Annotated in this window: 1 protein-coding gene and 1 pseudogene; both read left to right on the forward strand. The window is 44.5% G+C overall.

Translation table 11 applies throughout. The annotated features are described in order from the left end of the window. Positions 1 to 840 (forward strand): site-specific integrase (locus tag KTG12_RS21380; protein ID WP_216945549.1); only part of this gene is annotated, 840 nt, incomplete at its 5' end. Continuing rightward, a pseudogene (locus KTG12_RS21385) lies at positions 837 to 1038 on the forward strand (Arm DNA-binding domain-containing protein); the annotation flags it as partial. The gene KTG12_RS21380 and the pseudogene KTG12_RS21385, both read left to right, overlap by 4 nt.

Raw genomic sequence — 1038 nt, forward strand, 5'->3', positions numbered from 1 at the left:
GTGGCACTGAACCACCTAAAGAATTTTCTTCAAAAGAAATACAAGGTAAGGGATATGGCGTTCCAATCCTTGAACCCGACATTTGTGAAAGCATTCGACTTGTACCTCCGTGCCGACTTGAAGATGACCTGCAATACCATTGTCAATATTATGGCACGTCTGCATCTGGTAATCAAGTCCGCAATGGATAACGGACTCATCAAACAAGACCCGTTCATGGATTACAAGTATCTGACAGAACCTCTTGTCGCCAAATGCCTGTCCGAAAAGGAATTCAATCTGATTCTCACGACTCCCTTGCCAAAAGACAATATGAATCTGGTGCGTGATGTCTTCATATTTTCCTGCATGACCGGATTGGCGTTCAGCGACCTCCGCAATTTGACACCCGAAAATATGAAACAGGCCGAAGACGGTGTATGGTGGATACATACAGCGAGGAAGAAGACAGGAACGCCTTGCCATATTCCTTTGATGGAGCTTCCATTACAATTGATAAAGAAATATTGCGGCATATCCGACCAAGGCAAGCTGTTCCCGATGTTGAGTTGCAGCAAGACAAATATCAATCTTAAAAAGATTGCAAAACACTGTGGGATAGAGCGTTGCCTGACATTCCATCAAGCCCGGCACACATACGCCTCGTTAATCACTCTGTCCCAAGGTGTTCCAATGGATACGGTCCGTGAACTGCTGGGACACCGAAGTTGGAAAAGCACCCGTATATACGCCCACCTTACCCAAGAAAAGATCGGCGCAGATATGGGTGATTTGCAAGTCCGGATAAGAGAAAAATTCATTTTGACTGATAATTGTCCACAAAGACCGGATAGAGTATGAACAACAGGAAAACAACATACAGCACGTTTGCCGTTCTGTTTTATATCAACAAACAGAAAGTGAAAAAGAACGGTCTGTGCCCCCTTATGGGCAGGATATCCATAAATACGGAAGTAGCGCAATTCTCCGCAAAGATGGATATAGACCCTGCATTATGGGATGCCAAAAGATACAGACTTAAAGGGAAAGACCGTGAAG

It is taken from the genome of Parabacteroides sp. MSK.9.14 (assembly GCF_019041495.1).
Lineage (GTDB): Bacteria > Bacteroidota > Bacteroidia > Bacteroidales > Tannerellaceae > Parabacteroides > Parabacteroides merdae.